Source organism: Chromobacterium sp. LK11, assembly GCF_001043705.1.
In the GTDB taxonomy this organism is placed as follows: domain Bacteria; phylum Pseudomonadota; class Gammaproteobacteria; order Burkholderiales; family Chromobacteriaceae; genus Chromobacterium; species Chromobacterium alkanivorans.
The window spans coordinates 287,086-304,174 of sequence record NZ_LDUR01000016.1; the positions used below are offsets into that span (position 1 = coordinate 287,086).

Genomic DNA, 17,089 nt, shown 5'->3' on the forward strand with positions numbered 1-17,089 from the left:
CAACAGCTTGTCGCAGCAGCGTTTAGCGCAGATAATCGCCGCCTTTTTCCGCTTTCTTTTCCCTGTGCCCTCATGACCATTCGCCATAATCTGGAACATTACAATCCGCCGCCGGACACCGGCCTAGACGTGATCTACGCCGACGAGGCCTTGTTGGTGCTGAACAAGCCCTCCGGCTTGCTGTCGGTGCCGGGACGCGGCGAGGACAAGGCGGATTGCCTGATCAGCCGCGCGCAGCGGGCCTATCCGGACGCGCTGACCGTGCACAGGCTGGATATGGCGACGTCCGGCCTGGTGGTGATGGGGCGCGGCGCCAGCATGCAGCGCGAGCTGTCGATCGCCTTCATGGACCGCAAGGTGGACAAACGCTATCTGGCGGTGGTGGACGGCATCGTCGAACAGAACAGCGGCACCGTGGATCTGCCGCTGATCATAGACTGGCCCAACCGTCCGCGTCAGAAGGTGGATTTCGAACACGGCAAGCAGGCCATCACCCATTACCGGGTGGTGCTGCGGGACGGCTTGCGCCAGACCAGCCGGGTGGAGCTGGAGCCCTTGACCGGCCGCGCCCATCAGCTGCGCATGCATATGTTGCATCTGGGCCATCCCATTCTGGGCGACGACATCTACGCGCCGGAGGAGGTGCTGGCGAAAGCGGAGCGCTTGTTGCTGCACGCGGAGCGCTTGACCCTGCGCCACCCTATCACGCGCGAGGAAATGGAGTTCGTCGCCAAGGCGCCGTTTTGAGCGCTTGTTCCATGTTTTCCTCCAGCGCGGCTTGACCGCGGAATCCCAAGGGTTCCGCCGCGTCGACACCGCCCCGGCTTCGCTATCGAAGCCGGGGCGGTGTCGCATTCGGACGGCCGCCGCCGTGGTCTTCCCCGCCCGCCGTCCCGGCCATTCAGCCATGCCGGCGGTTTTTTCTGCTGCGAAATCTTGGCTTGCCCTGCCAGCCTGTGCATACTCCTTCCTTGATCTGAAGCAAGAACTCCCTAAACAAGCGTGTTGCCGCCAGGACGCTTGTTTAGTGATTTCTGCCTTGTAAGGATCTTGTCATGTTAAGTCGCAATTCCGCATTGCCCAGCATCGTCGTCGTCGGCGGCGGCGCCGGCGGCCTGGAGCTCGCCACCCGACTGGGACGCACCTTGGGCGCGCAGCACAAGGCCCGCGTCGTGTTGGTAGACGGCTCGCCCACCCACATCTGGAAACCGCTGCTGCACGAGGTGGCCACCGGCGCGCTCAACACCGGCGAGGACGAGGTCAATTACTTCGCCCACGGTTATCGCAACGGCTACGAGTTCGAGTTCGGCTATATGCAGTCGCTGGACACCGAGCGGCGCTGCATCCAGCTTGCCGAAGTGCTCGACGCCGGCGGCGAGCGGCTGAGCCCGCCGCGCGAAGTGCCCTACGACTGGCTGGTGCTGGCGGTGGGCGCGGAGGCGAACGACTTCGGCACGCCCGGCGTCGGCGAGCACGCGATGTTCCTGAACACGCCCAACGACGCGGAGAAGCTGCGCCACCGGGTGCTGGAGCTGGCCTTCCGCTGCAGCAGCGGCCAGCAGCCGCTGGCCAAGCTCGGCATCGCCATCGTCGGCGGCGGCGCCACCGGCGTCGAACTGGCGGCGGAGCTGAACCACACCCTGTGCGAACTGCACCACTACGGCGCGCGCCTGCAGCCGGAGCGGGTGGAAATCAGCGTGATCGAAGGCGCGGACCGCATCCTGGCCGCCGCGCCGCCGTCCTTGTCCGCCTACGCCCAGGAGCAATTGGCCGCGCGCAACATCAAAGTGCTGACCGGCAGCCGGGTGGCGGCGGTGCGCGCCGACGGCGTGGAGCTGCAGGGCGGCGACAAGGTGGCGGCCGACATCACCGTCTGGGCCGCCGGCGTCAAGGCGCCGACCTGGCTGGCCGGCCTGGGAGGCTTGCAGACCAACCGCATCAACCAGCTGCAGGTGGACAAGTGGCTGCGCTGCCAGGGCGCCGCTTGCGTTTATGCGCTGGGCGATTGCGCCGAGGCGCCGGACGGCGACAGCGGCCGCAATCTGTCGGCCACCGCCCAGGTGGCCCACCAGCAGGCGCGTTGGCTGGCGGACGAATTGAGCCGGCGCGTGGCCGGCCGTCAGGGCAAGCCCTTCGTCTTCAAACCGCAGGGCATGCTGGTGTCGCTGGGCAAGCACAGCGCGGTGGGCAGCCTGGCGGCGGTGGTGGGGCCCAAGCGCGACTACTATGTGGAGGGCCTCGGCGCCAAGCTGATCTACAGCTCGCTGTACCGCATGCACCAGGCGGCGGTGCACGGCTGGGTGCTGGCCACTCTGCTCTATGTCGGCGACAAGCTGCGCCGCGCCGCGCGGCCGTCCTTGAAGCTGCACTGAGCCGGCCCAAGCCGACGCGCCAAGCCCACCCGCGCGGTGGGCTTTTTTGCGGGCGCGGCTTGACCGGGCGGCGGTTTGCGGACATCTTGTTTGCCATTTGCATATTCGGGGGCGGAAATGGCGCAAGCTTCAGGTCTGGAGATCGACGCCTGGCTGGATCAGCGGCCGCTGGGCGGGTTTCAGCGCCGGCTGCTGCTGATCTGCGGCTTGCTGATGATTCTGGACGGGTTCGACGTGCAGGCCATGGCCTATGTCGCGCCGGCGCTGCTGGCGGACTGGGGCATGGCCAAGCCGGCCTTGGGGCCGGTGTTCAGCGCCGGTTTGCTGGGCTTGCTGCTGGGCGCTCTGCTGTTCAGCCCGCTGGCGGACCGCTTCGGCCGCCGCGCCTTGCTGCTGCTGTGCACCTTGTGGTTCGGCCTGGGCATGCTGGCCACCGCCTTCGCCGCCACGCTGGAGCAGTTGCTGTGGCTGCGCTTCCTGACCGGCTTGGGATTGGGCGGCATCATGCCGAACGCGATGGCGCTGGCCGGCGAGTACAGCCCGCGCCGGCGCCGGGTCAGCATGATGATGCTGATTTCCTGCGGCTTCACCGTCGGCGCGCTGTTGGGCGGCTTGCTGGCGGCCTGGCTGGTGCCCGCCCACGGCTGGCGCGCGGTGTTCGCGGTCGGCGGCGTCGCGCCGTTGCTGCTGGCGTGGTGGATGTGGCGGCAATTGCCGGAGTCCTTGCAGTTTCTGCTGTCGCGGCAGCGGCGCGAACAGGCGCTGGCCTGGCTGCGGCGCATGGACCCGGCGATGAGCGGGACGGCGGCGTCCAGCCTGACGCTGCGCGAACCCGTCGCCGCCGCGTCGTTGCCACACTTGTTTCAGGCCGGCCGCGCGCGGCTGACGCTGACCTTGTGGGCGCTCAGCTTTCTGAACCTGCTCCTGCTCTATTTCCTGTCCAACTGGATGCCGGCCTTGGCGCGGGACGCTGGGCTGGACACGCGGAGCGCCATCCTCGCCGGCGCCGCGCTGCAACTGGGCGGCGTGGCCGGCACCTTGCTGCTGGGTGTCTGGATAGACCGGCTGGGTTTCTTGCGGGTGATGCTGCCGAGCTTCGCGCTGGCGGCGGCGGCCGTGGCCATGCTGGGCCAGTTGGGCGCGCAGCAGGCCGGCCTGTTCGGCCTCTTGTTCGCCGCCGGTTTTTGCGTGGTGGGCGGCCAGCCGGCGATCAACGCCCTGGCGGCCAACGCCTATCCCACCTCCTTGCGCGCCACCGGCGTGGGCTGGAGCTTGGGCGTCGGCAGGGCGGGCTCGGTGTTGGGGCCGTGGCTGGGCGGGGAGTTGCTGCGCCAGGACTGGAGCCTGGCCAGCCTGTTCCTGCTGGCGGCGGCGCCGGCCTTGCTGGCCGCCTGCCTGGTGTGGAGTTGCCCGCAGGCGGCGCGGACGGCCGCCGGCTGAGTCAGATCGCCAGCAGAGCGGCGACGACGCGGCGGTCTTCCGCCAGCAGGATGTTGAAGGTGCGGCAGGCGGCCTGGGTGTCCATGGTTTCCACGCCGATGCCGGCGTTGGCCAGCGCGGCGGACAGGCGCGGGTGGCAGAAGCGCAGGCTCTTGCCGGTGCCGAACAGCACCACTTCCGGCCGCAGCGCCAGCAGCGCGCTGAAATGGCTTTCCTGCAAATCCTCGAAAGCGGCCACCGGCCAGGGCGCCACGCTGTCCGCGGAGACGATCAGATTGCCTTCGTGGCGCTGGGCGTTGATCAGAACATGGCCGTCGCCATAGCCGGTGAACAAGTTGCGGCCTTGCCCCAGCGATTGCTGCATTTTCATATGAGTGAATTCCCGATTGCGAGCGCTGCGGCGGACGGCCTTTTCCGGGCGCGAATTAAGCTGCTGCAGTGCATCAGAGATTGGGATAGGATTATAACTCGACCCCGCCGCTGATTGCCGCCACAACGTCAACGTGGTCATCGCTTCAGCGGGGACATCCAAAGAGATCAGATGAAAGAACACAAACCGCGCCGCCAGGGCAAGACCGCCGTCTCCGGCGGGCGGCAAGCCACGGAAACCATTGTCGTCATGCAGCCAGTCCATAAATCGCAAAAACTCGCCAACGTTTGTTACGACATCCGCGGTCCGGTGCTAGAGCACGCCAAGAAGATGGAAGACGAAGGCCATCGCATCATCAAGCTGAACATCGGCAACCCGGCGCCGTTCGGTTTCTTCGCGCCGGACGAAATCATCGAGGACGTGATCGTCAACCTGCCGTCCGCCTCCGGCTACTCCGATTCCAAGGGTCTGTTCGCCGCGCGCAAGGCGATCATGCACTACGCCCAGCAAAAACAGCTGCCCAATGTGGGCATGGACGACATCATCGTCGGCAACGGCGTGTCCGAACTGATCGTGATGGCGATGCAGGCGCTGCTGGACAACGGCGACGAAGTGCTGGTGCCGGCGCCGGACTACCCGCTGTGGACCGCCGGCGTCAGCCTGGCCGGCGGCAAGGCGGTGCACTATCTGTGCGATGAAGAGCAGGGCTGGTTCCCCAGCATCGACGACATCCGCGCCAAGATCACCCCCTCCACCCGCGCCATCGTGGTGATCAATCCCAACAATCCCACCGGCGCGGTCTACCCGCCGGCGCTGCTCAAGCAGATCGTGGAAGTGGCGCGCCAGCACCAGCTGATCATCTACGCCGACGAAATCTACGACAAGGTGCTGTACGACGAGGTCAAGCACACCTCGATCGCCTCCCTGGCGCCGGATCTGTTCGTGGTCACCTTCAACGGCCTGTCCAAGAACTACCGCGCCTGCGGCTACCGCGCCGGCTGGATGATCCTGTCCGGCGAGAAGAAACACGCCAAGGACTATATCGAAGGCCTGAACATGCTGGCCTCGATGCGCTTGTGCGCCAACGTGCCGGCGCAGTTCGCTATCCAGACCGCCTTGGGCGGCTACCAGAGCATAGACGACCTGGTGGCGCCGGGCGGCCGCCTCGCGCGCCAGCGCGATCTGGCGCACAAGCTGCTGACCGACATTCCAGGCGTCAGCTGCGTCAAGCCGCAGGGCGCGCTCTACCTGTTCCCCAAGCTGGACCCCAAGGTTTACCCGATAGGCGACGACCAGCAATTCATTCTGGAGCTGCTGCAGGAGGAAAAGGTGTTGCTGGTGCAAGGCTCAGGGTTTAACTGGATTGCGCCCGATCACTTCCGCGTGGTATTCCTTCCCAACTCGGATGATTTGGTGGAGGCCATCGGCCGCATCGCGCGTTTCCTGGAAAATTACCGCAAGCGCCACGGCGGCGAAGTCTGACGCCAGGGCGGTTTGAGACGGCGGACGGGGGCGACGGCCCCCGTCTTGCCATCAGGTCTTCCTTGTCAGCGGATACGGTCCGTTGACAAGGAAAACTTGGGACACGCGCCGGCGGCGGCCAGGCGGTGCGGCTCTTGATCAGGGCCGGCCGCCGCGGGCAGGGACAGAATACTAGAGACAGGGAGCAGACAATGAAACCGATCAATATCGGCCTATTGGGCGTGGGGACTGTGGGTGGCGGCACCGCCACCGTTCTCAAACGCAACGCCGAGGAAATCAGCCGCCGCGCCGGCCGTCAGATCCGCCTGCTGCAGGCGGCCAACCGCAATCAGGCCCGCGCGCAATCGCTGCTGGGCCCGGACGTGGAAGTGGTGGCCGACGCGCTGCAGGTGGTGAACAATCCCGACGTCGACATCGTGGTGGAACTGATAGGCGGCGACACCGCGGCCAAGGAGCTGGTGCTCCAGGCCATCGCCAACGGCAAGCACGTGGTCACCGCCAACAAGAAGCTGCTGGCGCTGCACGGCACCGAGATCTTCGCCCGCGCTCAGGAAAAGGGCGTGATGGTGGCCTTCGAGGCCGCGGTGGCCGGCGGCATCCCCATCATCAAGGCGCTGCGCGAAGGGCTGTCCGCCAACCGCATCGAGTGGATCGCCGGCATCATCAACGGCACCTCCAACTTCATCCTGACCGAGATGCGCGACAAGGGCGCGAGCTTCGCCGAAGTGCTGGCCGAGGCGCAGCAGCTGGGCTACGCCGAAGCCGACCCCACTTTCGACATCGAAGGCCATGACGCCGGCCACAAGCTGACCATCATGGCGGCGCTGGCCTTCGGCATCCCGATGCAGTTCGACCGTTGTTACCTGGAAGGCATCAGCAAGCTGGAAGGGCGCGACATCAAGTACGCCGAGGAACTGGGCTACCGCGTCAAGCTGCTGGGCCTGACCCGCCGCACCGCCGCCGGCGTCGAATTGCGCGTGCACCCGACGCTGATCCCGGCGCGCCAGCTGATCGCCAACGTCAACGGCGTGATGAACGCGGTGCTGGCCAAGGGCGACGCGGTGGGGCCGACCTTGTACTACGGCGCCGGCGCCGGCGCGCTGCCCACCGCCTCCGCGGTTGTGGCGGACATCGTCGACGTGACCCGTCTGCTGACGGCGGACCCGGAACACCGCGTGCCGCACCTGGCCTTCCAGCCGGACCAGCTGCAGAACCTGCCCATCCTGCCGATTTCCGACGTGGTCAGCTCCTACTACCTGCGCATCGGCGCCGCCGACCGCGCCGGCGTGCTGGCCAACATCACCCGCCTGCTGGCGGAGAACGGCATCTCGATCGAGGCGGTGATCCAGAAAGGCTCGGTGTCCGACGGCACCGCCGAGGTGGTGATCCTGACCCATCGCGTGCAGGAACAGGCGATAGACCGCGCCATCGCCGGCATCGAAGCGCTGGAAAGCATCACCGGCAAAGTGGTGCGCCTGCGCATGGAAGAGTTGAATGATTAAACGCTGGCTGACCGGCCTCGGCGCCGGTCTGATCCTGGCGAGCGCCGGGGCGACGCCCTTGTCCCCCGGCCAGCACAGCCTGTTGCAGGGCTTCTTGATGCGCGGCTGCGTCAAGCGCACGCCGGCCTCGGATGGCGTCGGCCAGCGCTCGTCGGAACAAGTGCAGAAGTATTGCCAGTGCGCCAGCGAACATCTGGCCGGCCGCTTTTCCTCCGAAGAGGTGATGGGCGTGCTGACCGGCCAGATCAAGAAAGACGACCCGCGCGGCAAACAGCGGATGAAGGACGCGTCCGCCGCCTGCGCCCAATATCTGGAAACCCCCTGATGCGTTATATCAGCACCCGCGGCGGCATGGCCCCGCAATCGTTCAGCGACATTCTGCTGATGGGCCTGGCGCCCGACGGCGGCCTGGTGTTGCCGGAAAGCTATCCGCGGATCGGCCGCGAGCAGCTGGACGCCTGGCGCGGCCTGTCCTACGCCGAACTGGCCTTTGAAATCATCCGCCTGTTCGCCACCGACATTCCGGAAGACGATCTCAAATCCATCGTCGAGCGCACCTATACCCGCGCGGCCTTCGGCAGCGAAGAGATCACGCCGCTGAAGCGGCTGCGCGACGGCCTGGCCATCCTGGAACTGTCCAACGGCCCGACGCTGGCCTTCAAGGACATGGCGATGCAGTTGCTGGGCAATCTGTTCGAATACGTGCTGGCCAGGAAGGGCGAACGCCTGAACATCCTGGGCGCCACCTCGGGCGACACCGGCAGCGCCGCCGAGTACGCGATGCGCGGCAAGGCCGGCATCCAGGTGTTCATGCTCAGCCCGGACGGCCTGATGAGCCCGTTTCAGCGCGCGCAGATGTACAGCCTGCACGACGCCAACATCCACAATATCGCGATTCAGGGCATGTTCGACGATTGCCAGGACATCGTGAAGGCGGTGCAGAACGACCACGCCTTTAAGGCGAGTCACAAGATAGGCACCGTCAACTCCATCAACTGGGCGCGCGTGGTGGCTCAGGTGGTGTACTACTTCAAGGGCTATTTCAACGCCACGGCGAGCAATGAGGAGAAGGTCAGCTTCTGCGTGCCGTCCGGCAACTTCGGCAATGTCTGCGCCGGCCACATCGCGCGTCAGATGGGCCTGCCTGTCGAGCGCCTGATGGTGGCCACCAACGAGAACGACGTGCTGGACGAGTTCTTCCGCAGCGGCGCCTATCGCCCGCGCGGCGCGGCCAACACCTACGTCACCTCCAGCCCGTCGATGGACATTTCCAAGGCGTCCAACTTCGAGCGCTTCATGTTCGATCTGCTGGGGCGCGACCCCGAGGCCTTGAGCGCGCTGTGGCGCCAAGTGGACGCCGGAACCGGCTTCACGCTGACCGCCGAGCAGACCGCCGCCGCCGCCGAGGTTTTCGGCTTCGTCTCCGGCAAGAGCGATCACGCCGACCGGCTGGCCACCATTCGCCAGCTGGACCGCGAAGACGGCGTGGTGGTGGACACCCATACCGCCGACGGCGTCAAGGTGGCGCGCGAGCTGCGCCGCCCCGGCGAAACCGTGGTCTGCCTGGAAACCGCCTTGCCGGCCAAGTTCGCCGCCACCATCCGCGAGGCGCTGGACCGCGATCCGCCGCGGCCGGCCGGTTTCGACGGCCTGGAGGATCTGCCGCAGAAAGTGACAGTGTTCCCGGCGGACGCCGGCGAGGTCAAGGCCTTCATCGAACGCAGTTTGAGCTGACGCGCGTCGGACGAAAAAACGGCCCCCAGGGGCCGTTTTTTTTTGCGCGGAGGCCTTAGAGCCTGTTTACGATCTCGCGAGCTAGAGCGAGACAAGGCGAAAACGAGCGAAAAAGCGGAGGGTACACACGGCACATGCGCATTTCGAGCTTGTTTTTAACGCCGCTTTCTATCCATCCCGCCGACGCGCCGCGGATCGTAAACAGGTTCTTAGAAAGTCAGCGCCATGCCGACATTGCCTGAGGTCTGGCTGCTGCCGCTGCGGCCGCTGACGGCGCTGAGCTGGCCGAACATCGACACGCTCTTGCTCAGCTGCGCGCTGAGGCCGGCGGTCCATTCCAGCCAGTCCGCTTTGGGCTTGCCCAGCTTGACGCTGTAATCGCCCGACGTGGTGGCCAGGCCGGCGGTGACCACGCGGTCGTCGCGCTTGAACTCGTGAGCGTAGCTCAGTTTGGCGTAGGGGCTGAAACGGCCGATGTCGGCCTCCAGTTGCCAGCCGACGCGGGCCACCAGCGAGGTGCCGTTTTGCGCGTTGAAGGCCATGCTGCTGCTGTTGCCGCCTTGCTCGGTGAAGCCGTTGACCTTGACGTGGGCGTAGTCCAGGCCGGCGATGGGGCCGGCGCGGTAGGCGCCCAGCGGCATCAGATAGCCGCCGGCTACGCGCATGCCGTACTGGCTCTGGCGCGCGTTGCCGTTCAGCGCGATCCGGGCCGCGCCCAGCGAGACCTGGCGACGGGTGTCGATGTCGCCGGAACCGATATGGGCGTCGCCGTCCAGCCAGAACCGTCCCTGCTGGTAGCTGAACAGCGCGCTCATCAGCGTGCTGTGGTCGTCGACGCTGCCTGGCGTGGCGATGCCGTTGATGTCGGTCTTGCCGTTCTGGCGCGACATCGCCAGCCCCAGGCTCAGCGCCGGGCTGACCTGGAAGTCCAGGCCCAGCGTGTACAGCCGGCCTTGCGGCTTGGCGGACAGGGCGTCGTAGCCGACCTTGTCGTCGTTGAAGGCGCCGCTGACGAAGGCGCTGACCGCGCCGACCTCGCGCTTCCGCGCGCGGATGGCCTGGTAGCGGCTGTCCAGCGCGCTGCCCAGCTGGCGGGCGTTGTTCAGCGCGGACTCCGGCAGCGCGCCGGCGAAATAGGGCGCTTGCAGCAGATCGTAGACGTACTCGGCGATCATCGCGTGGGCGGCGGGGGTGGGGTGCAGCGCGTCGCTGAACAGATAGCTCTGCGCGGGAAGGATGTTCGCGGGGCAGCTGATCGCGGATTGGGGGCAGGACGAACCCAGCGCATTGGTGAAACCGTATCTCGCCGGATTGGCCAGCACCTCCTGAAACAGCAGCGAGATATTGGCGCGGACAACGCCGTGTTGCCGGCCGCTGCTTAGCAGCGCGTTATCCACCAGCGCGTTGTAGCCGTTGCTCAATGTTTGCAATCCGGCGGCGGCGGTGTTGTAGCTTGCGGTGAGGGTGGTGACGGAGTCGGGCTGGCCGATGGCGGCGTTGGCCGCGGCGAGCGCCTGCTGGATCACGGCGTTTTGATTGCCGGAGGTGGAGGCGTTGCTGCTCAGCACCTGCCAGGCGGCGCCGACGGCCTGAGTGACGTAGTTGCTCAGCGCGGTTCCGCTCAAGCCGTTCGTCATGCCTACCTTGGTGGCCACGCCCTGCACTGTCTGGTAAATCACGGCGGGAGTGGAGGCCAGGTTGGGGACATTGGGCACGATGATGGTCTGGGCGCCCGCGCTCTGCAATTGGCCGATCAAAGAGCTGGTCGAATTGGCTGAGCTGATCAGCAGTTTGGTAGCGCTCGTTTGAGTGGGGTCCGCAGTGATGGTGCCGGCGGCGGCGGCAATGTCGTTGCCCCCGATCCAGACTGAATAAACGGCGTTGGGGTTCGCTTTGCCGCCGCTGGCGGCCAGGTAGGCGCTGATTTGCTGCGGCAGCTCCTGAATGGCGGTGGTTTTGTCCGGGCCGAATTGTTCGACCGAGCCATTGGCGCCGGTGGTGCCGGGAAAGACGGTGATGTCGCCGTAGAGCTGCGCCACGGCGCCGCCTTGGGCGTAGTTGTTGCCGCTCGGGCTCGCGTTCGGATTGCTTGAGTTGTTGGCGATGGATTTCAAACCGTAGCGCGCTGCCAGCGCGTCGGTCCAGTTGGCTCCATTGCCGGTGGTCCAGCGAGCGTTGGCGGGCAGGCCGCCAAGCCCGCCGAAAGCCCCGACGTCGGAAAGACTGTCCCCGAAGAAATAGAAATTGCTATAGGCGCTGGCGGCGGCCGGCATCGCCAGCAGAGTGGCCACGGCCAGCGTGTTCAGGCGTTTACGCATTTGGAATGTCCCCTTCCGGATAAAACTTTGGTTTTATTTGAATTTAGATTTAAGAGTCTAAGCTCTATTCAAACGATTATTTTAATTTATGCATCGCATTGTCAATAGCGGGCGCGGGCTGCAGCCTCGGGCCCGCTTGCGCTAGAATGCGGGAATGCGACGTTTACTACTTTGGATGATGTGCTGCGCCTGGAGCGTGGCGGCATCGGCCGCGGGCATGCAGGACCTGGGGCGGCTGGAGGCCTTGGCCGGAGACTTTCTCAAGCACGAACTGTCGATGCGGCCCGCCACTTGGACGCTGGGGCAGTTGGACCGCAAGCTGGCGGTGCCGGCCTGCGCGCAAGCCAAGGCGGATTGGGCGACGCCCGGCGTCACCACCGGCTCCACCTTCGTCGCGGTGTCCTGCCCGGAGCTGGGCTGGGCCTTGCGGATTCCGGTGCGGATCAATGAAAAGAAAATGGGGGTGGCCTTGAGCCGCGCCGTGGCGGCCGGCGAGGTGCTGAGCGCCGCCGACGTGCGCCTGGTCGATGTGGCCAATCCCAGCCTGGCGCGCAATGTGCTGGACGACCTGCAGCAGGCGATAGGCAAGACCATGCGCTCCGGCGCGCCGGCCGGCGCCTGGCTGCGCAGCTTCATGGTGCGCGCGCCCTATTTGGTGAGCAGCAATCAGCGGGTGAAAGTGGTGGCCTCGGGCGAAGGCTTCGCCGCGGCGGCCGACGGACTGGCGATAGGCAACGCCGCCGAAGGCGAGCAAGTGTCGGTGCGCATGGCTTCCGGGCGGGTGGTACGCGGACAAGTTCAGGCGGACGGCAGCGTGATGGTGATATATTGAGACGGTTCGCCGTCGGACCGACGCGCCGGCCGCGGCGCGCGCGGGCGGATAATTCCGAGAAAGTCTTCAAGATATTGTTTTTCCGTCCGATAATAGAGGTAATCCAGGTTCCCTTTGGGAAGGCCATGCCATGAAAGTAGATAACTCGGGCAAGCTGTCAGCAAGCTACAGCACCCAGAACAAGGCGGTGCCGCGCGACGCGGCCGCCAACGCCAACCCTGCCGCCAGTGGATCCGACAGCGTGACGATCAACCCTTTGGCCAGCCGCCTGAGCGCGGTGGAAAGCAAGGTCAGCGGCGATTCCGGCTTCGACGCCGGCAAGGTGGCCGCGATCAAGTCGGCGATCGCCGCCGGCACGTTCAACGTCAATCCGGAGAAGATCGCCGACGGCTTGATCGCCTCCACCAAGGAATTGTTGGCGCGCTAAGCGCGCGCAGTTGAGAGTCAGGCATGAACGTTGTTGAAGAATTCTGCCAGCTGTGCCGGGACGAGACTGCGCTCGTTGCCCGGCTGATCGTGTTGCTGGAGCAGGAACAGAAGGTGCTGGTGCAAGGCCATGACGTCCAGCTGGACGCCTTGGCCGAGAGCAAGAGCGGCGTGCTGGACCAACTGGCCGTCAGCGCCGCCCAGCGCGGCGAATTGATGCGTCGGATCGGCGTGCAGGACAGCGAGACGGTCTACATCTGGCTGGCGGACAAACCGGAAGCCAGCCTGGCCTGGACCGGGCTGGAAGAGGCGATCCAACGCGCGCAGAGCATCAATCAGCTCAACGGCAGCTTCATCGACCAGCGCCTGTCGCTGGTGGAGGGCGCGCTGAACACCTTGCGCGACGCCGCGGCGTCCACCGTGGGTTACGACAAGGCCGGCCAGTTGCCGGAACTGGCGACCGGGCGTCGTTTTCTCGGCTCCGCCTGAGATTCCGCCAAAGCCCCGCCGGCGGGACGTTGAAAACATTCGTGGCATGTCCAGAGCGAGAGAGCGCCGTTGCGGCGCTCTTGGCGTTTTCACCGCGCCGCGGCCGGTTTTAGAGTCTATTCTCAAGGAGCAGTGGGAATGCCTGGGCCTTTATGGTATCTTCCTCTCCGGGCCTGAGAAAACCACTATCCGGAACCAATGACCCTGATTTCCTTGATTATCGCTCTGGCACTGGAGCAGTTGCGGCCGCTGGGCAACCGCAATCGCGTCTGGCTGCTGTTCACCCGCTACGCCAATCATTTGGAACGCAATCTGAATGCCGGCTCCAACCGTCATGGCGTGTTGGCGTGGTCGTTGGCGATCGTGCCGGCCGTCTTGCTCAGCTTGCTGATCTATTACGCGCTGCACGCCTTGAGTCCGATTCTGGCGATGTTGTGGAATGTCCTGGTCTTGTATCTGACCATGGGCTTCCGCCACTTCTCCAGCGCGTTCTCCGAGATATCCCTGGCCTTGGCCGAGGGGCGGGATCTGGACGCGCGCACCGCGCTGGCGAACTGGACCGGTCAGGGCACCGCTGAATTGTCGGTCGAGGAGATTTCTCGGCTGGCGATCGAGCAGGGGGTGGTGGACAGCTACCGCCACGTGTTCGGCACCATGTTCTGGTTCGTGCTGTTGCCGGGTCCGGCCGGCGCGCTGTTGTACCGTCTCTGTTCTATGCTGAATCAGAAATGGGGCAACCGCGACGCGGAGGAGGATCCGTTCGGTCGTTTCTCGGCCAGCGCCGCAGCTTGGCTGGACTGGATCCCGGTGCGTTTGACCGCCGCCAGCTTCGCCATCATGGGCGATTTCGAGGATGCGGTGTATTGCTGGCGCTCCCAGGCCAAAACATGGGGGAACTACGCCAACGGCATTCTGCTGGCTTCGGCCGCGGGTGCGATCGGCGTGAAATTGGGCGATCCGCTCAGACAGGATTACTCCATACGCTTCCGGCCCGAACTGGGCTTGGGCGACGAAGCGGACCCCAACTACCTGAAAAGCGCAGTTGGCCTGGTCTGGCGTTCCGCCTTGCTATGGTTGGCCGTAATCCTGCTGCTCAGCGTCGCAAGCCACATGGGCTGACGACCCAACGCCGCCGTCCGGGCGGCGTTGCCTTGTCCGTTCGTGTCATTTGAATACGGGGGCGTGTTGGCGCGTGCGCGCAACAGGCCCCGCGAGTTTTGCAGGAGTGTTGTCCATGCTGTTTTCCGAACTCGGGTTGTCTCCCGAGATTCTGCGCGCCATCGAAGAACAGGGCTATTCCCAGCCCACCCCGATTCAGGAAAAGGCGATTCCTCTGGTTCTGTCCAGCCGCGATTTGCTGGCCGCCGCCCAAACCGGCACCGGCAAGACCGCGGCCTTCATGCTGCCGATTCTCGAGCGCTTGAAGAAATACGCGAACACCAGCGTGTCGCCGGCGATGCATCCGCTGCGCGCCCTGGTGCTGTCGCCTACCCGCGAATTGGCGGATCAGATCGGCGTCAACGTCAAAACCTACACCAAGTATCTGCCGCTGCGCGCCACCACGGTGTTCGGCGGGGTCAATATGGACCCGCAGACTCAGGAATTGCGCCGCGGCGTGGAAATCCTGATCGCCACGCCAGGCCGCTTGCTCGACCACATCCAGCAGAAGACGATTCAGCTGAACAAGGTGGAAGTGCTGGTGCTGGACGAAGGCGACCGCATGCTGGACATGGGCTTCATCCAGGACATCCGCAAGATCATGGGCATGCTGCCCAAGGAGCGCCAGACCCTGCTGTTCTCCGCGACCTTCGCGCCGGAGATCAAGCGCCTGGCTTCCGATTTCATGAAGTCGCCGCAGACGGTGGAGGTGGCGCGTCAGAACGCCACCAACGACCAGGTCGAGCAGATCGTCTACTCGGTGGACGCTTTCAAGAAGCGCCATCTGCTGACCCATCTGATCAAGTCTCGCGACATGAGCCAGGTCATCGTGTTCTGTAAGACCAAGCTCAGCGCGGACCGACTGGCGCGCGAATTGCAGCGCGACGGCCTGCAAGCCGAAGCCATTCACGGCGACAAGGCCCAGGGCGCGCGTCTGGAAACACTGGCGGCGTTCAAGGAAGGCAAGCTGCGCGTGCTGGTGGCGACCGATGTCGCCGCCCGCGGCCTGGATGTGACCGAACTGCCTTACGTGGTCAACTTCGAGCTGCCGAACGCGCCGGAAGACTATGTGCACCGGATTGGCCGCACCGGCCGCGCCGGCGCCAAGGGCGTGGCGATCTCGCTGATGTCCCCAGAAGAAACCCGCCAGCACGAGTCCATCGAGAAGCTGACCAAGCTGACGCTGACGCCGCAGACCGTCGACGGCTTCCGCCCGTCCTGGATGGCGCGCCCCAATGAGCGCGAACGGGAGCGCGAACGCGAACGCGCGCCGGCTCCGTCCAAGCCGGAGGCTTCGGTGCTGGCCGGCTCCACCGAGGGCGTGAAAAAGCCGATGAACAGCCGCCGCAGCCGCAAGGCGAAGCGGGAAGTGCCGGCGCTGCTGCTGCCGCCGCGCTACAAGGTGGAAATCATTCGCTGATTGCGCGGATGCCCAAGGAACGGTCCCGGAAGGGGCCGTTTTTTTATGGGCGTCGCCGGCACTTCCCGGCGGAGGCGGGGTCGGACTTCAGGGTGAACGGCTAGCTAAAGAGGTGAGCGCGATGCGGGTGAAATGGCGGCATATTGGCGTGGGCGGAGCGATGCTGGGCATCGGCGCGGCGGCGGGAGCGACGACGACGGTCGCGCCGGCGGCGCGGGAAACCGAGGCCAAGCCCGCGTCGGCGTCGGTGATGCTGGCGGAGGCGCAGCGGCTGGAACGCCTGCGCGCGCTGGTGAAGCGGCATGCGATCGAATGCCATTGCTCGCTGTGTCTGGGGCTGAACCCCGTTGGAGCGAGCGGCGGAAGAGAACAGGAGTCGAACCTGCCCGGGACCGCTGGCGGCCCCATCTGATTTTGAAGACCAGCCGCCCCACCGGGGACGCGTCTCTTCCTGCGTACGGCCGGGCCTTTGGCCCGACGGCGTCGAGCCGACGCCAGCGCGCATTATATCGCGGAATCGCGATAAGCCAATTTTATGCCTGATAAATAAAATGAATTTCTAGGACGCGCTTCATGTCATTAGAATGGACGGGCCGCCGAACGCGCCGCGAGAGCGCCCGGGGCCATTCCGTCTACCGAGAATAAAGGAAATCAGCATGAAGCACGTTCTGTCCCTGTTTATCCAGCTTTGCCACGTCGCGGGCCGTCCGGGGCTGCGCCGCGGCAAGTAAGTCCGGCCGGCGTCGCCGGCGGAGCGAAGGGAAAGCGGCCCGGCAGGGCCGCTTTTTCATTGCGCGCGGCGCGTTGTCCGGCGGCTACTGTCCCATGGGACTGGTCCGGATGCCGGCGGATGGTGTTTTGTCGGGCGGCTTGATATATTGGCCGTAAATATTTTAATGGCATTTTTGTTCTAATTAGATTTAATTGTTTAGTTTGTGAAATCAAAGTTCAAATGCCATCAATCCGGCGCTGAAAGCCGTCGGACGACGGGCGCGGAATGAGCAGGGTCGGGAGCTTGGCATGGGGAAGAGCTGGAAGGCGGTCTTGGGCGGAATGGCGCTGGCGTGTTGCGTGGCCGCGCTGCATGCCGAACCGGGGCCTGTGGTGTTGACGGTGTCGGGCAAGATCAGCCAGTTCACCAATAAAGAAAAGAACGTGTACGAGTTCCGCGAGCAGGATTTGCTGAGCTTGCGCCAGCACTCGGTGGTGACCCGGACCACCTGGACGCCGCAATCGGTGTTCAGCGGGCCGCTGATGCGGGACATCCTGGCCAAGGTGGGCGCCGGCGGCCAGAAGGTCAAGCTGCGCGCCTTGAACGACTATGTGTACTGGATAGACCGCCGCGAGTTCTACGACTTCGACGTGGTGCTGGCGCGCTCGGTCAACAACAAGCCTTTGGACATCACCAACCGCGGCCCGCTGTGGCTGATGTATCCGCTGGATCAAATGCCGGAGGATAAGAAAGGGCCGGTGATGGACGCCAAGCTGGTGTGGCAGATCAACCGCCTGGTGGTGTTTTGATGCCGGCCGGCCAGGAGGGCTCGGG

General features: G+C 65.1%; 15 protein-coding genes and 1 tRNA gene. 13 read left to right on the forward strand and 3 right to left on the reverse strand.

What is annotated here, in order from left to right:
• Positions 1-72: 72 nt before the first annotated feature.
• The 3 genes from VK98_RS12030 (at position 73) to VK98_RS12040 (ending at position 3,812) form a co-directional block, all read left to right on the forward strand.
• The gene (locus tag VK98_RS12030) at positions 73-747 is read left to right on the forward strand and encodes a pseudouridine synthase (protein ID WP_048414250.1); all 675 of its coding nucleotides are present in this window, start codon (positions 73-75) and stop codon (positions 745-747) included.
• A gap of 308 nt (positions 748-1,055) precedes the next feature.
• Positions 1,056-2,372 (forward strand): NAD(P)/FAD-dependent oxidoreductase, encoded by a 1,317-nt coding sequence (locus VK98_RS12035; RefSeq protein ID WP_048414251.1) that lies wholly within the window; start codon positions 1,056-1,058, stop codon positions 2,370-2,372.
• 117 nt (positions 2,373-2,489) lie between these two features.
• Positions 2,490-3,812: an MFS transporter gene (locus VK98_RS12040; protein ID WP_048414252.1), complete on the forward strand. Its 1,323-nt coding sequence runs from the start codon at positions 2,490-2,492 to the stop codon at positions 3,810-3,812.
• A gap of 1 nt (position 3,813) precedes the next feature.
• Here the strand turns inward: VK98_RS12040 and VK98_RS12045 are convergent, their stop codons facing one another.
• On the reverse strand, positions 3,814-4,182 hold the full coding sequence (locus VK98_RS12045; protein WP_048414253.1) for an Mth938-like domain-containing protein: 369 nt from the start codon (positions 4,180-4,182) through the stop codon (positions 3,814-3,816).
• Between the two features lie 249 nt (positions 4,183-4,431).
• Between VK98_RS12045 and VK98_RS12050 the strand changes: the two genes are divergently transcribed.
• From VK98_RS12050 to thrC, 4 genes are all read left to right on the forward strand, one after another.
• Positions 4,432-5,664 carry a pyridoxal phosphate-dependent aminotransferase gene (locus tag VK98_RS12050; protein ID WP_048414355.1) on the forward strand — a complete coding sequence of 411 codons (1,233 nt, stop codon included), beginning with the start codon at positions 4,432-4,434 and terminating at the stop codon, positions 5,662-5,664.
• Positions 5,665-5,855: 191 nt separating this feature from the next.
• The gene (locus VK98_RS12055) at positions 5,856-7,166 is read left to right on the forward strand and encodes a homoserine dehydrogenase (protein ID WP_048414254.1); all 1,311 of its coding nucleotides are present in this window, start codon (positions 5,856-5,858) and stop codon (positions 7,164-7,166) included.
• Positions 7,159-7,491, forward strand: a complete 333-nt coding sequence (locus VK98_RS12060) for a hypothetical protein (RefSeq protein ID WP_048414255.1) — start codon at positions 7,159-7,161, stop codon at positions 7,489-7,491. The genes VK98_RS12055 and VK98_RS12060 overlap by 8 nt, the downstream gene beginning before the upstream one ends.
• Positions 7,491-8,900, forward strand: a complete 1,410-nt coding sequence (gene thrC / locus VK98_RS12065; RefSeq protein WP_048414256.1) for a threonine synthase — start codon at positions 7,491-7,493, stop codon at positions 8,898-8,900. The genes VK98_RS12060 and thrC overlap by 1 nt, the downstream gene beginning before the upstream one ends.
• 209 nt (positions 8,901-9,109) lie before the next feature.
• Here thrC and VK98_RS12070 read toward each other — a convergent pair whose 3' ends face one another.
• The gene (locus VK98_RS12070; RefSeq protein ID WP_048414257.1) at positions 9,110-11,218 is read right to left on the reverse strand and encodes an autotransporter outer membrane beta-barrel domain-containing protein; all 2,109 of its coding nucleotides are present in this window, start codon (positions 11,216-11,218) and stop codon (positions 9,110-9,112) included.
• A gap of 154 nt (positions 11,219-11,372) precedes the next feature.
• On the opposite strand from VK98_RS12070, the gene flgA reads away from it, so the two are divergent.
• The 5 genes from flgA (at position 11,373) to VK98_RS12095 (ending at position 15,543) form a co-directional block, all read left to right on the forward strand.
• Positions 11,373-12,050, forward strand: a complete 678-nt coding sequence (gene flgA, locus VK98_RS12075) for a flagellar basal body P-ring formation chaperone FlgA (RefSeq protein WP_048414258.1) — start codon at positions 11,373-11,375, stop codon at positions 12,048-12,050.
• Between the two features lie 130 nt (positions 12,051-12,180).
• Positions 12,181-12,477 (forward strand): flagellar biosynthesis anti-sigma factor FlgM, encoded by a 297-nt coding sequence (gene flgM, locus VK98_RS12080; RefSeq protein WP_048414259.1) that lies wholly within the window; start codon positions 12,181-12,183, stop codon positions 12,475-12,477.
• A gap of 23 nt (positions 12,478-12,500) precedes the next feature.
• A complete protein-coding gene (locus tag VK98_RS12085) occupies positions 12,501-12,965 on the forward strand; it encodes a flagella synthesis protein FlgN (protein WP_048414260.1) in 465 nt (154 codons plus the stop codon).
• A gap of 198 nt (positions 12,966-13,163) precedes the next feature.
• Positions 13,164-14,084 (forward strand): CobD/CbiB family protein, encoded by a 921-nt coding sequence (locus tag VK98_RS12090; RefSeq protein ID WP_048414261.1) that lies wholly within the window; start codon positions 13,164-13,166, stop codon positions 14,082-14,084.
• Between the two features lie 109 nt (positions 14,085-14,193).
• Entirely contained in the window at positions 14,194-15,543 is a 1,350-nt protein-coding gene (locus VK98_RS12095; RefSeq protein ID WP_231589266.1) for a DEAD/DEAH box helicase, read from the forward strand.
• 360 nt (positions 15,544-15,903) lie between these two features.
• Here VK98_RS12095 and VK98_RS23720 read toward each other — a convergent pair.
• Positions 15,904-15,995, reverse strand: a tRNA-Sec gene (locus VK98_RS23720).
• 568 nt (positions 15,996-16,563) lie between these two features.
• Here VK98_RS23720 and VK98_RS12105 point away from each other — a divergent pair.
• Entirely contained in the window at positions 16,564-17,064 is a 501-nt protein-coding gene (locus tag VK98_RS12105) for an oxidoreductase (protein ID WP_156187842.1), read from the forward strand.
• Positions 17,065-17,089: the final 25 nt, after the last annotated feature.